The organism is Gottfriedia acidiceleris (genome assembly GCF_050457485.1).
Lineage (GTDB): Bacteria > Bacillota > Bacilli > Bacillales > Bacillaceae_G > Gottfriedia > Gottfriedia acidiceleris_D.
Window position 1 is genome coordinate 144,780 of the sequence record NZ_JBCMJM010000001.1, and the last position, 12,796, is coordinate 157,575.

General features: G+C 31.8%; 14 protein-coding genes. 11 read left to right on the forward strand and 3 right to left on the reverse strand.

Features of this window, described 5'->3' with window-relative positions; translation table 11 throughout:
* Window positions 1-16 precede the first annotated feature (16 nt).
* Window positions 17-553: a flavodoxin family protein gene (locus ABEY15_RS00640; protein ID WP_429887764.1), complete on the reverse strand. Its 537-nt coding sequence runs from the start codon at window positions 551-553 to the stop codon at window positions 17-19.
* A 337-nt stretch (window positions 554-890) separates the two neighbouring features.
* On the opposite strand from ABEY15_RS00640, the gene ABEY15_RS00645 reads away from it, so the two are divergent.
* The 8 genes from ABEY15_RS00645 (at window position 891) to ABEY15_RS00680 (ending at window position 8,398) form a co-directional block, all read left to right on the forward strand.
* Complete coding sequence (locus ABEY15_RS00645) at window positions 891-1,211, forward strand: winged helix-turn-helix transcriptional regulator (protein WP_129689063.1); 321 nt, start codon at window positions 891-893, stop codon at window positions 1,209-1,211.
* A gap of 333 nt (window positions 1,212-1,544) precedes the next feature.
* Window positions 1,545-2,660: a 4-hydroxyphenylpyruvate dioxygenase gene (hppD, locus tag ABEY15_RS00650; protein ID WP_429887765.1), complete on the forward strand. Its 1,116-nt coding sequence runs from the start codon at window positions 1,545-1,547 to the stop codon at window positions 2,658-2,660.
* 12 nt (window positions 2,661-2,672) lie between these two features.
* Window positions 2,673-3,284, forward strand: coding sequence for a flavin reductase family protein (locus tag ABEY15_RS00655; RefSeq protein ID WP_429887767.1), 612 nt, complete (start codon window positions 2,673-2,675; stop codon window positions 3,282-3,284).
* A 4-nt stretch (window positions 3,285-3,288) separates the two neighbouring features.
* Complete coding sequence (locus ABEY15_RS00660; RefSeq protein WP_429887769.1) at window positions 3,289-4,185, forward strand: fumarylacetoacetate hydrolase family protein; 897 nt, start codon at window positions 3,289-3,291, stop codon at window positions 4,183-4,185.
* A 10-nt stretch (window positions 4,186-4,195) separates the two neighbouring features.
* A complete protein-coding gene (locus tag ABEY15_RS00665) occupies window positions 4,196-5,347 on the forward strand; it encodes a homogentisate 1,2-dioxygenase (protein WP_097975378.1) in 1,152 nt (383 codons plus the stop codon).
* 174 nt (window positions 5,348-5,521) lie between these two features.
* A complete protein-coding gene (gene hisC, locus ABEY15_RS00670) occupies window positions 5,522-6,604 on the forward strand; it encodes a histidinol-phosphate transaminase (protein WP_098861707.1) in 1,083 nt (360 codons plus the stop codon).
* Window positions 6,605-7,314: 710 nt separating this feature from the next.
* Window positions 7,315-7,965: a TVP38/TMEM64 family protein gene (locus tag ABEY15_RS00675; RefSeq protein WP_429887770.1), complete on the forward strand. Its 651-nt coding sequence runs from the start codon at window positions 7,315-7,317 to the stop codon at window positions 7,963-7,965.
* Between the two features lie 70 nt (window positions 7,966-8,035).
* Complete coding sequence (locus tag ABEY15_RS00680; protein WP_429887772.1) at window positions 8,036-8,398, forward strand: VTT domain-containing protein; 363 nt, start codon at window positions 8,036-8,038, stop codon at window positions 8,396-8,398.
* A gap of 551 nt (window positions 8,399-8,949) precedes the next feature.
* On the opposite strand, the gene ABEY15_RS00685 is transcribed toward ABEY15_RS00680, so the two are convergent.
* Window positions 8,950-9,507 carry a TetR/AcrR family transcriptional regulator gene (locus ABEY15_RS00685; protein WP_429887773.1) on the reverse strand — a complete coding sequence of 186 codons (558 nt, stop codon included), beginning with the start codon at window positions 9,505-9,507 and terminating at the stop codon, window positions 8,950-8,952.
* Window positions 9,508-9,790: 283 nt separating this feature from the next.
* On the opposite strand from ABEY15_RS00685, the gene ABEY15_RS00690 reads away from it, so the two are divergent.
* Window positions 9,791-10,738, forward strand: a complete 948-nt coding sequence (locus ABEY15_RS00690) for a ketopantoate reductase family protein (protein WP_429887775.1) — start codon at window positions 9,791-9,793, stop codon at window positions 10,736-10,738.
* 132 nt (window positions 10,739-10,870) lie between these two features.
* Here the strand turns inward: ABEY15_RS00690 and ABEY15_RS00695 are convergent, their stop codons facing one another.
* Window positions 10,871-11,482, reverse strand: coding sequence for a flavin reductase family protein (locus tag ABEY15_RS00695; protein WP_429887776.1), 612 nt, complete (start codon window positions 11,480-11,482; stop codon window positions 10,871-10,873).
* A gap of 99 nt (window positions 11,483-11,581) precedes the next feature.
* Here ABEY15_RS00695 and ABEY15_RS00700 point away from each other — a divergent pair, with 99 nt between their 5' ends.
* Complete coding sequence (locus ABEY15_RS00700; protein WP_429887778.1) at window positions 11,582-12,268, forward strand: ArsR/SmtB family transcription factor; 687 nt, start codon at window positions 11,582-11,584, stop codon at window positions 12,266-12,268.
* Window positions 12,269-12,459: 191 nt separating this feature from the next.
* Complete coding sequence (locus tag ABEY15_RS00705) at window positions 12,460-12,636, forward strand: hypothetical protein (protein ID WP_429887779.1); 177 nt, start codon at window positions 12,460-12,462, stop codon at window positions 12,634-12,636.
* Window positions 12,637-12,796: the final 160 nt, after the last annotated feature.

Sequence of the window (12,796 nt, forward strand, 5' to 3'; positions counted from 1 at the left end):
CTCCTTCTAGTTGTACTTACTTATTTTTTAATGTTGTGTTTAGCAATTCGGCTTGTTGAATGGCTAACTGATCTTCCAATATTGCTCCAGGTGAATTTCCGGTTCCAATAATATATCCTTCAAGTGTTGCTCCAACAAATTCGAAAATATGTTTAAATTGTAAAATTAATGGTAATGCTTTAATTTTTGGCTGATCGCCACCAACAATTACGACATACATTTTTTTGTTTTTCATTTTTTCAGCGAATTGTAGATCTTTATTTCGAAGACTTTGAGACCAACGATCAATAAAGTTTTTCATGTATCCACTCATACCATACCAATATAAAGGTGTTGAAAAAATAATCGTATCATGCTCGAGCATTTCTTTAACAATTTCTTCGTAATCATCATCAATTGGTTGGAAGCCATTTGGCTCGTGTCTTTGGTCGTTAATTGCCTTTATCTGTTTATGACGTAATTGCACTTCTGTTTTGGCAACTTCTTTTGTAATGAGATTGGTTAGCTGTTCTGTATTTCCGTTTTCCCTAGAACTACCATGAATGATAAACATATTGTTTCCACTCCTTTTTGAATAAATTATGATTGTAATTATGAATGATAACGATCTTAAAATAAAGTACGTACTAAAAAGTGCCTATAAAACTTTTTGGGTAATCTAAGTCTATAGAACTATGTTTGGGTTTTTTATAACTGATAAATATTTGAACTATAAATTATTTGTATGCTATATTTTATGAACCTTTACTATTGACTGCAAAATCATTGATAGGACAATAGTTATAATATCCACAATATATAGTGATTTTGAAGTTTTCATTTGTACTAAAAAAGTTGAGTAAAATAACTTTATTTTTAATTAAATAGTAATTAGCAATGATGGAGGATTTATGAAAGAATATAATATGCCGATTGAAGCTGCGATTGAGGTAATAGGTGGCAAGTGGAAATGTATCATACTTTGTCATTTAGAAACTGGTAAAAAAAGAACGAATGAGCTTAGAAAGCTAATGCCTAAAATAACTCAAAAAATGTTGACACAGCAATTAAGAGAGTTAGAAGCGGATGGTCTAATTAATCGTATTGCTTATGATCAAATTCCACCTAAAGTGGAATACGAATTAAATGAATACGGTAAATCAATGAAACCAATTTTGGATCTCTTATGTACATGGGGCGGAAATCATATAAAGAAAAGCAAAACGAATTAATACTATCGTTATAAAATTAAGAAACGACAAAAAATTTATTTAATTGAAAATTTTTTGAAGGAATTTAAAAAGAAGTGTAGAAATATTTATTTAGAGACTACTATATAAATGTAAAATCGATTCATAAAACGATGATTACATTAATATAGTAGTAAAGGTTGTGTGTTCGTTAGGGAATTTCCCATATATTTCTAAATGGTATTCTTGGCGAATTGTCATCCTTGTTAAGAATTTTTTTTATGCGGTTTATTTGTTTTGTAAGCGTTTACTTAGCGCTCTTACATAGTTTTTTCTTTTCTTTACAAAAATCGTAATTTATAGGGGGAAATTAAAATGAAACAAGATGAATTAAAACAAACAAATACTAGCTATGATGTTTTTCCAGTACAAGAGGTTCATCATTTAGAATTATATGTAGGGAACGCGAAACAAACAGCTTATTTCTTCGCAAACACTTTTGGATTTACACCAGTAGCATACTCTGGGTTAGAAACAAAAGTACGTGATAAAGTTTCTTACGTATTAAAAAATGGTACAATTCGTCTAGTTATTACTGGCACTTTAAAAGAAGATTCTAAAATTGCTGATTTTATTAAAAAACATGGCGATGGCGTTAAAGATATTGCTTTATTAGTTGATGATATTGAAACAGCTTATCAAGGTGCAGTAAGTCGTGGAGCGATTAAAATTTTACCACCAACTGAGGTTAGCGATGAATATGGTACAGTTAAAAAAGCTGTAATCGGAACTTATGGTGATACAATTCACACATTAATCGAAAAAGGCGATTACAATGGACCTTTCTTACCAGGATATAAAGATCGTGCTTTCACAATTCCTGTAAATGAAACAGGATTAATCGCATTAGACCATGTAGTTGGTAACGTTGAAAGAATGGAAGAATGGGTTTCTTATTATGAAAATGTAATGGGATTCCAATCAATGATCCATTTTGATGATGACGATATTAGTACTGAATACTCTGCATTAATGTCAAAAGTTATGACAAATGGAAGCAGAATTAAATTCCCGATTAATGAACCAGCTGAAGGTAAAAAGAAATCACAAATTCAAGAGTACTTAGACTATAACAATGGACCAGGCGTACAACATATTGCTTTATTAACTGAAGATATTGTTGATACAGTTACTAAACTTAGAGCTCTAGGTGTGGAATTCTTAAAAACACCAGATACGTATTATGATATGTTAACAGAGCGCGTTGGAAAAATTGATGAAGATATTGAAAAATTAAGAGAATTAAAGATTTTAGTTGACCGTGATGATGAAGGGTATTTATTACAAATCTTCACTCGTCCAATCGTTGACCGTCCAACTTTATTTATTGAAATTATTCAACGTAAAGGTGCTAGAGGATTCGGTGATGGTAACTTTAAAGCATTATTCGAATCAATCGAGCGTGAGCAAGAACTTCGAGGAAATCTATAAGGAGTTGTAACAATGGAAATTAGACCGGATACTTTACCATGGCAAGATGCTTATAAGCTGTTAATTGGTTCAGTGTTGCCTCGTCCGATTGCATTTGTTTCAACTGTAAACTCAGAAGGTGTAGCGAATGTTGCACCTTTTAGTTTCTTTACTGCGATTTGTGCTGACCCGATGTTAGTGTGCTTTGCACCAATGATTAGAGGTACAGACGGCGAGAAAAAAGACACATTAAAAAATATTGAACAGACGAAACGATTTATTATTAATATTGTAAGTGAAGAAATTTGCGAACAAGTTAATAATTCTGCTGCGGATTTTCCGTATGGAGTAGATGAATTTGAACAAGTTGGTCTTACAAAAGTGGATGGGACAACTGTACAAGTTCCTCGAGTAAAAGAAAGTTTAGTAGGACTAGAATGTGAGCTTCATGAGCTACTACATTTTGGTGAGAACAAAGGTGCAGGTAGTTTAGTAATTGGTAAAGTCGTTAATGTTCATATAAATGATGAATTATATGCAGATGGCAAAATCAATACTGAAAAGCTAAATCCAGTTGGTCGCCTTGCTGGCCATTCTTACACTCGTGCTATTTCTGATACTTTTGCAATTGAAAGAAAAAGGTGAAGGTATGAAATTTATAACTTTTCAATATGATGGTAATGAGCGTGCGGGATTATTAGTTGAAGATCAAGTAATCGATCTTAATAAAGCTAGTAATGGTCGAATTCCAGCGGATTTACTAACAATTATAGAAAACTATCATTTATATAAAAATGAAATAACAGAAATAACAGGAGAAGGTATTCCACTTTCTTCCGTTCAATTGCGAGCACCATTACCAAAACCACAAAGTATTCGTGACTTTTATGCCTTTGAGGAGCATGTGAAAACTGCTCGCGGCAGAAGAGGATTAGAGATGATACCTGAGTGGTATGACGTACCAGTTTTCTATTTTACGAATCATCGAGCGGTTATTGGACCTGAAGATCATGTCAGTATTCCAACTAATTGCAAAAAGATGGATTTTGAATTAGAAATCGCTTGTATTATCGGTAAAGAAGGTAAAGATATTCCAGTTGAAGAAGCCGATGAGTATATTCTTGGCTATACAATTTTGAATGACTGGAGTGCTAGAGATATTCAAGCACATGAAGTAAAGGTTGGCTTAGGTCCATCAAAAGGTAAGGACTTTGCTACTTCTTTAGGACCTTGCATAGTAACAAAAGATGAAATTGAGAAATTTAGATCAGGTAAAAGCTATGATTTGGAGATGACAGCTGCAGTTAATGGAAAAGTCATTTCTAGTGGCAACTTTTCTTCAATTTATTATTCCGTTCCAGAATTAATTTCTCATGCTTCAAAAAATGTAACGTTATATCCAGGTGATGTGATTGGATCTGGAACTGTTGGAACAGGTTGTATTTTAGAACTTGGTGAAGAAAAACATCGCTGGTTAGAAGATGGAGACGTCGTTGAGTTAAGCATTACAGGTTTAGGTACATTACGAAATACTGTAAGAAAGTGAGGGGAAGCGTGTGTATTATCGTAGTCTAGGTAAGATTCCAAAGAAAAGACATATTCAATTTCGTAAAGAAGATGGATCATTATACAGAGAGCAGGTAATGGGTACAAAAGGATTTTCAGGGACTCAATCTATTTTATATCATAACCATATGCCTACTTCAGTTAGTGAAACATCATTTTATAAATCACTTCAAATCGAATTTGAAGAACAGACATCCCTGCAACACCGCCATATTCGCACAAATAATTTAGAGCGTACAGGTGATGCTTTAGAAGGAAGAGTATACGTTTTAGGTAACTCTGATCTGTTAATAGCAGTTGCAAACGTAACGGAAGAAAGTAAGCATTTTTATCGAAATGGAGAAGGAGATGAAATGTTCTTCGTCCATTACGGTTCAGGTGAAATCCAAACAATGTTTGGAACAATTACTTACCGTAAAGGGGATTATATCATGATCCCTATTGGAACAATTTACAAAGTAGTTCCAAATGATGATACGAAGTTTTTAATTGTTGAGTCAAATAGCCAATTAACAACGCCAAGACGTTATCGCAATGAATATGGCCAAATGCTTGAGCATAGCCCATTTTGCGAACGTGATTTTAGAGGACCAGAAACGTTAGAGACATATGATGAAAAAGGTGAATTTACTGTTTTAACTAGAGCAAGAGGAAACCTTTATAAACATGTCTTAACACATCATCCATTTGATGTAGTAGGATGGGATGGGTATTTATATCCATGGGCATTTAATATTGAAGATTTCGAACCGATTACAGGAAGGATTCATCAGCCACCACCAGTACATCAAACATTCGAAGGACATAATTTTGTAGTGTGCTCATTTGTACCAAGGATGTATGATTACCATCCTGAAGCAATTCCGGCACCTTATGTACACAGTAATGTAAACAGTGATGAAGTTCTTTACTATGTAGAAGGAAACTTTATGAGTAGAAAAGGTATCGAACAAGAGTCTATTACATTACATCCATCAGGTATTCCACATGGACCACATCCAGGTAAAACTGAGGGAAGTATTGGGAAAAAAGAAACATTAGAACTAGCAGTTATGATTGATACATTTAGACCACTATACGTAGTAAAAGAAGCACATCAATATGAAGATCCGGCTTATATGGGTAGTTGGATTGAAAAGTAGAGTCTTATGATTCTACTTTTTATTTGAATTTGAAACAAGCTATGTTCAAGATAACGAAGGTATTATAGAACTAGATAATTTGAAATATTCTTGAAAATAGTACTAGATTAACAGCTTAATAATATGATAAACTGACAACATTATACAAAACTTTGAATAAAAGGAGAAATAAGCATGTACGTGAAACCACAAATTTTGACGCTTCAAGCATACACACCAGGAAAACCAAGTGAAGTAGTCATGCGTGAATATGGTCTAGACAAAGTAGTAAAACTTGCATCAAATGAAAATCCATTCGGATGTTCTCCTAAAGTTTTTGAAGAACTACGTAATGTAGTAAGTAAGTTTGCGATTTATCCAGATGGAGCGACAGAAGAAATTAGTAAGAAACTAGCAAATTTCCTAAATATACAGCCAGATCAATTAATATTCGGAAGTGGTGCTGACGAAGTTATTCAAATGATTAGTCGAGCGTTGCTAACAAAAGAACATAATATTGTACAAGCATCACAAACTTTTTCACAATATGCTCATCACGCAGTTATTGAAGGTGCTGAAGTTAGACCTGTTCCTTTAGTTAAAGGTGTGCACGATTTAGATTCTATGCTTGCACAAGTAGATGCGAATACTAAAATTGTTTGGATTTGTAATCCAAATAACCCAACAGGTACATATATTGGAAGCCGCAAATTAGTCGAGTTTTTAGAAAAAGTACCAAGCACTACTTTTGTAGTTGTTGACGAAGCTTACGTTGAATATGTATCAGCATCAGATTTCCCTGATACAATCTCATTATTAAATAAATTTGAAAATCTAATCGTATTAAGAACTTTTTCAAAAGCATACGGCCTAGCGTCATTCCGAATTGGTTATGGTATCGCAAATAGCAAATTAATCCAAGAATTAAATATTGCTAGACTACCATTCAACACTTCAATGCTATCTCAAGTAGCAGCAATAGCAGCACTAGAAGACCAAGTCTTTATTAAAAATTGTGTTGAACAAAATAAAAAAGGCATGGAACAATATGAAGAGTTATTCAACAGCTATGGAATCGAATACTACCCATCTCAAGCAAACTTTATATTTGTTCCACTTGAAAACAGCCAAGAAATCTTTAAAGATCTAGAATCAAAAGGATACATTATCCGTGCATTCCCTAATGGAATTCGAATTACAATCGGAACTGCTGCTGAAAATGAAGGACTAATCTTACATTTAAAGCCAGCATTAACGAAAAATACTTCTACAATTTAATTAATTAGAAAATCATCATTTTACAAGATGGGGCTCTAAACCCTCTACGATATAGCTAAACAAAAAATCCGCTACAATAAATTGAGCGGATTTTTCTATTTTATCTAATAGGTGATTTCACATTAATAAATGATGGAATTGTCTTTGTATTGTAAATAAATTCTTCCTCTACTATCGTCCGCATTTTCTGCAATTGAGTTAATGGTAATCCTGTCAAAATCATTCATTGCCATTATACTTATTAATGCATCTTCATTAGATATTTTAGAATTTCTAATTTTCATATCCAGAAAATACTCCCTCAAATACCGTTATATGTAAAAAATTACAAGAAGGTAAGTAAAAGTGTTTACACTTAAAAATTGTTTAGAAAATTATTAACAATGTTCTTTATATAAAATCTTTCCGTCAGCTTTCAAATGATTTAACCAATTTTGACTTTATGCGACATATATGTAAAAGTCTGTTTCATAAACAACATATCTACCAAATTTGATTATTGTTCATAAAAGGATTCTATTATAAAATTTGAATTGTAATAAATACAGGTAGCTACCAAGTAACACACAATAAGTAAATAATAACAGGTTTTGTTCTTTTTTTTTGCAAAAATCAATATGGAAAAATTTGCTTAAAAATAAGTTGTTTTTCCTCTCTCATGTTATCGTATGGAATTTTTTTACTATTTTTTGACCATTAGGAGTAATTCAATGAAAAAATTCATTTATCCAATATTTTTTTTATCATGGATAGTTATCGTTCTTTATATGAAACATTTCGGATTTCTAACTAATGATATGAATCAGATTAAAGATGTCGTTTACGGTTTTTCTGGAGGGGCTCAATGGATCTTCCTTTTAATTTTTTCTTTAAGGTTATGTTTGTTACTTCCAAGTTCAATTTTTGTCATTGTAGGGGGAATTATGTTTCCGTTATGGCAGAATATTTTGATAAGTATTGTAAGTATGATTATCTCACAAAGCGGGATTTACCTAATAGGTCGTTATTTTTCTAATACCGAAATGCTTAATGGAATTCGTAAGAAATATCCTAAATTATATAAATCCATTGAATCAAACTCTGGTAGATTTTTATTTTTAATAAGTTGTAGTCCAGCAACACCAATTGATCTAGCTTGCTTCCTAACTGCAGCAATGAAAATGAGCTACAAGAGATTTCTTAGCTTAATGATTTCAGGATTTATTCCACTTATTATTTTTTATTCATTGTTCGGGAGAACGATTTTGAACTCACCTTGGTTATCAGTTCTTATAACAATCTGCTTGTTTCTATTATATTTGATATACAACAAAGTTTCCGAGAAGAGCATTAAAGAAAATGGAAAACATCCTTATCTCTAATTTCATAGATTGGATGACTAATTACATTAATTATTATGAATTCACCAATATATGTGAAAGGAGAACCTAAATGAAATTGTATATTCTCGAGGGGGTCTCATTTCATCAATTACAACATTTCGTAAGTAATCATCAAAACCTAGGTGTTCTAATAGCATTTCTTATTCCATTTGCAGATGCATTTTTGGGTATTATTCCACTTGGGGTAATTTGCGCTACAAACGTCAATGTTTTCGGATTTTGGCCAGGATTTTTAGCAAATTTTGTTGGAAGTGTTTTAGGAACCACAAGAATGTATTTCTTGTTAAAAATGACTGGTGCAAAGTGGTTGGACAGATTTATTCAAAAAAGAAAGAAAAAGAAATCTAGTATGGGATGGTTGGATAATAGTGGATTTGGTCCAGTTCCCGTTTTGTCCTTCATTTCTAACTAATATTTTTGCATAGATGTCTAAAATCAAGCCCAAAATATATATTATTGGCTTTACTATGGGTAAACTTGTTGCATTATTGCTCATTAGTTTCGTTGGCCAGGATTTAGATGATTTCATAAATGAACCACTAGAAAGTATTCTAGTTTTGATTGCGATTTTAATTCTTTGGTATGTTGGTAAAAGGGTTGAAAAGAGCTTTATGATACGGCGCGCTAAATAATTAGTAAAAGTTGATAAAAACAAACATTAGTTAAAAAGACAAAATGGGAAAGGAGTAAAATCTCCTTTCCCATTTTATTGTGGAGACGAAAACCCTAGGCTAGGCCTAGGGTTCTAAAAAGCTTTCAGCGTGTAAGGATTACATTCATATATAGGTTAGCATCCCGCTAAAGATCAGTGTGTGAGCATTTGTAGGATATTTAAAGGGTCCATCTTTATAAATCCCATTAATATCCGTTTTTTGGATTTTGTTTTTGTTAAAAAAAGAATTTAGATTTTTCGAAGATAGAACAAATATAAGCAATTTAAATGCTTTAGTATGGAGTTTAGTATTATTTAATATTTGGTAAAATTTGATTCCGTTCTAGTAAAATCCATAATTGTTCTGTGATTTCTTCTGCGGTAATTGGCATTGATTGAGTGATCCACCATTCTATTACACCAATTGTTGCAGAAGACCAAAACTGAATAAGGAACTCTTTGTTCATATTGTGATTTAATTCATTTAAATTTAATTGTTCTCTCATTCCATCTTTCATTACACTTAATAATTGATTTCTAAATGTGGGTACACCTGTATTCGTTAACAATGTATGGTAAAAGAAAGAGTTTTTTTCTAAATATTCAAATGTCCTAAGTAAAGCTGCTTTAGATGGAAAACTTCCTGAGCCTTCAGGTAAGCAAGAGATTAATAATTCTTTTATCTCTCTTTCAATACATTGTTCTAATAAATCGAATTTGTCTTTGTAATGCAAATAAATTGTCCCTCTATTGACGTCTGCTTTTTCTGCAATTGAGTTAATGGTAATACTTTCAAAATCATTCTCCGCCATTAAACTAATTAGTGCATCCTCAATCGCTTTTTTAGATTTTCTAATTCTCTTATCCATAAAATACTCCCTCAAATATCATTTCATTTAAGAATTGGTTTAGTAGATTTATTATAATGAACAACTGTCTAAAAAGAAACAAATGTATTTTATTAGACTTTTGTTAAACAAATTTATTTAACTTGTTCATTATTAAACAAAATCAGGTTAATTAACCATTGATACAAAAATAGTCTATTGCTAAACTTCTAAATAATAGACGTTTGTTGAATAAAGAACAAATGTCTATTATTAATTAAGCAAATCTTTTGCAATTAAGATTCAATAGAATAGGAGTATTATAATGAAAGTGTTAATTTTTGGTGCTGGCGTTTTAGGAAGTTATCTTGCTCACTCATTAGTAAGAGGAGGGAATGAAGTTACTGTTTTAGCTAGAGGTAAAAGGTATGAACAATTGAAAAAAGATGGAATTGTTATTCGTCATTATTTCCAACGAAAAAATACCGTTGATTCAGTTAACATTATTGATAAGCTTGTACCACATGACTACTATGATCTTATATTTGTTGTAATGAAATACAATCAATTCAGTTCGGTCCTACCTGTAATAGCTCAAAATGTGAGCAAAAATATCGTACTTGTTGGCAATAACGCTGATTCGGCAAGTATGGAAAGATTTCTAAATGAAAACAGCAACGTAAAAAAAAATATTGCTTTTGGTTTCCAACTTAGTGGAGGGAAACGAGAAGAAAGTGGACGCATCATTTCGATTCACGGTGGAGGGCAAATGGTAATCGGAAGTTTAGAAGGTGATATAACATTTAAGGCAACATTAGTGAAGGCTTTTAAAGAAGCAAAATATAAATTAATTTATAATGACCATATTGATGGTTGGCTTAAAAGTCATATCATACCAATTGTTGCCATGAACTCAATCCACTATCTATACAACTTTGACTTTAAAAAAATAGCAAATGATAAGAATGCATTACTACAGATGATTTCTGTAATGGATGAGGGCTTCATGGTTTTAGAAAAATTGGGATATAAAATAGACCCTGCTTTTCAAGGGAAATTAGTGCGTAAATATCGATATATTGCATACCATGGATTGAAAATATTTCATAAACTTCCGATAAATAATTTTATTGAGGGTACCTTTAGTGAGATTGAAGCCATTTATAGAACATTTGATGAGTTACAAAATGAAGCCAATATTTCAACGCCAATTTGGAATGAACTTAAAAAGCGATCGCTTGATAAGTATAGAGATGAAGTTTTTAACAAGTAAATCCCAAAGAATTTTTAAACGATGAGAGAAGAGAGATTAGTAGCTATTTAGTTTTAATTTCCCTTTTAAAATATTAATAATGAAGTCAGATTCCTTACAAGTTGGAAGCTGACTTTTAAATTTAATTTTTTACTATATTTCCGAACGAAAAGTTTTACCTAACTTATTTCCAAGACCGAAATAATGACGGAAATTGTATATTAGTGGACTCCATTTATTTGGATCAATATGATTTTCTTCAATGATGATTTCATTATGAGCATGTACATGTAAAACATGTGCCTCAACAATTGCAAAATCAGGTGAATATTCAGGGATACGAATGTTTTTTACGATTGCCTCGATTTGAATTGGGCATTCAGTTATTCGTGTAGGTCTTACGGTTTGTGATTCTGTAGCAGTTAATTTACTGATATTGTATTTTTCTTTTTCATATGTAAATCCTATATTTTTCTTAGAATCAGGAACGGGATTTTTTCCCGTATAAGGGGCTAGAGATTCAACATTTTCCCATAATAAAGGGCTAGGTATATTGATTACACATTCAGGATGTCGCTGTAAATTTTCAAGAGCTTTCCCGCCAAGTCCAATTCCTAATATTATGCAATCTCCTAAAGCCCATGAGGAAGACATAGGGCTAATATTGACTGTCTCATCCTCATTCAATGTATTTAGTAAAATCACAGGTGTTCCATAGTATAGAATTTTAGGTTTAATCAACTTTGTATTTGTAAAATGTGTCATTTTTTCCTCCTAATAATTATGTACTTCAAAATTTATTGTAGAATATAAATAGTTCAATTATCATCGAAATATGGATTACATAATAGGAGGAGATTTAAAATGAATGCAAATCCTAATGTGGCAGTAGTTGCTACGCTTGTAAGTGAAACTTCACGTGCTGCAATATTAACAGTTCTTTTAGATGGTAGATTTCATCCTGCTAGCGAACTGGCATATATGGCTGGAATAAAACCACAAACGGCTAGTTTCCATTTAGCAAAGTTGGTCGATGCGAAATTAGTTAGCGTAGAGAAACAAGGAAGACATCGATACTACAGTATTCGAAATCAGGAAGTTGCTCAAATAATGGAGACATTATTATCAATAGCCCCTCCAATTGAAATTAGGTCTTTAAAACAAGCTTCAGAAAATACAGCAATACGTTTTGCAAGAACGTGTTACGATCATCCTGCTGGAAAGTTTGGGGTACTATTAACTGATTCTTTAATTAGTTTGGGAGTTATAAACGAAGAAAAACAAGGATTTATTGTTACAGAAAAAGGTGAGAGATTCTTTACTGATTTTCAAATTGATCTTGAAAAAATTAAGAAGAAGCGTCGATCATTTTCACATAAATGTTTAGATTGGAGTGAAAGACGTTACCATCTTGGTGGAGCTTTGGGAAATGCTCTTCTAGAAAGATTTTTAGAATTAAATTGGATTCAACGGATGCCAAAAACAAGAGCAATAAAAATAACTTTTGAAGGAAAAAAAGGATTTAAAGAAACATTTTCTTTTGATATCTAAACTAATTACGAAGATTAACAAGAAATAGCTGGAAACCCTGATAATACAAACGGATGTATAAGCAGTACTACAACCGCAGTTTAGTTGAATTGCAATTACAGATTATTAATACTAGAAGAGAATAAACTTTTCACTGAAGAATAAATATTAACAAATGAAAATATTGATTCAGTGGAAATGGGGTTTGAGGTATGAAAGTAAGGTCAGAAAAAAGACATAATGTTCCAGTTGGTTCAAAAAGTGTTTTTACTTTCGGTTCTGCTTTAGCCATTACAATATCTTGGAGTATTCATAAATCAGTTCTTTGGGCAATTATTCACGGGTTTTTTAGTTGGTTTTACGTTATATATTATGTCTATACTAGGTAAGATTTTAGTTCAATATTTTACTATAACATTAGTAGAATAAAAAACTCATTTTAGTTAAATAGATTCAAAAAATTAAAAAATTTTAATGTAAACCCTTTCAAAATTTTTATTTTTCAAAAGGGATTGACAACTTATATTAAATTCATTAAGATGAATAAAA

What these genes read in the sequence shown, in the direction of transcription:
- ABEY15_RS00640 (WP_429887764.1), bottom strand. Translation starts at nt 553, where the DNA reads ATGTTTATCATTCATGGTAGTTCTAGGGAAAACGGAAATACAGAACAG.
- ABEY15_RS00645 (WP_129689063.1), top strand. Translation starts at nt 891, where the DNA reads ATGAAAGAATATAATATGCCGATTGAAGCTGCGATTGAGGTAATAGGT.
- hppD (WP_429887765.1), top strand. Translation starts at nt 1,545, where the DNA reads ATGAAACAAGATGAATTAAAACAAACAAATACTAGCTATGATGTTTTT.
- ABEY15_RS00655 (WP_429887767.1), top strand. Translation starts at nt 2,673, where the DNA reads ATGGAAATTAGACCGGATACTTTACCATGGCAAGATGCTTATAAGCTG.
- ABEY15_RS00660 (WP_429887769.1), top strand. Translation starts at nt 3,289, where the DNA reads ATGAAATTTATAACTTTTCAATATGATGGTAATGAGCGTGCGGGATTA.
- hisC (WP_098861707.1), top strand. Translation starts at nt 5,522, where the DNA reads ATGTACGTGAAACCACAAATTTTGACGCTTCAAGCATACACACCAGGA.
- ABEY15_RS00675 (WP_429887770.1), top strand. Translation starts at nt 7,315, where the DNA reads ATGAAAAAATTCATTTATCCAATATTTTTTTTATCATGGATAGTTATC.
- ABEY15_RS00680 (WP_429887772.1), top strand. Translation starts at nt 8,036, where the DNA reads ATGAAATTGTATATTCTCGAGGGGGTCTCATTTCATCAATTACAACAT.
- ABEY15_RS00685 (WP_429887773.1), bottom strand. Translation starts at nt 9,507, where the DNA reads ATGGATAAGAGAATTAGAAAATCTAAAAAAGCGATTGAGGATGCACTA.
- ABEY15_RS00690 (WP_429887775.1), top strand. Translation starts at nt 9,791, where the DNA reads ATGAAAGTGTTAATTTTTGGTGCTGGCGTTTTAGGAAGTTATCTTGCT.
- ABEY15_RS00695 (WP_429887776.1), bottom strand. Translation starts at nt 11,482, where the DNA reads ATGACACATTTTACAAATACAAAGTTGATTAAACCTAAAATTCTATAC.
- ABEY15_RS00700 (WP_429887778.1), top strand. Translation starts at nt 11,582, where the DNA reads ATGAATGCAAATCCTAATGTGGCAGTAGTTGCTACGCTTGTAAGTGAA.
- ABEY15_RS00705 (WP_429887779.1), top strand. Translation starts at nt 12,460, where the DNA reads ATGAAAGTAAGGTCAGAAAAAAGACATAATGTTCCAGTTGGTTCAAAA.